The sequence below is a fragment of the Achromobacter sp. SIMBA_011 genome, assembly GCF_046535435.1.
GTDB lineage: Bacteria > Pseudomonadota > Gammaproteobacteria > Burkholderiales > Burkholderiaceae_B > Achromobacter > Achromobacter dolens.
Map to the genome: position 1 here is coordinate 1 of NZ_JAWRWN010000418.1, position 274 is coordinate 274.

General features: G+C 38.3%; 1 pseudogene. It reads left to right on the top strand.

Features of this window, described 5'->3' with window-relative positions:
* Positions 1-274 (top strand): annotated as a pseudogene (locus SB816_RS31540) (hypothetical protein); the annotation flags it as partial.

The following is a 274-nucleotide window of genomic DNA, read 5'->3' on the forward strand; positions in this document are numbered from 1 at the left end:
GCTTCCTGAACTTGAACAGCGAAAGAAGGTGTTTGTAAAACCTTTATTTGTAGCAATTAAAGATTCTTTTATTGCCAGAACCACAACGCAAAATGTACAAGTAGTAATTAGCTGCGACCCTAGCAGTGCGTGTTTAGGAGATGTATTTCTAATTCAACAAGCGCTATACAATATTTTTGATAACGCATTGGACTTTATCAACGAGGGGGGGGAGATTCACATTCAGGTAATACAAGAGCCATCCTATGTTCAAATCTATATTGATAACACGGGG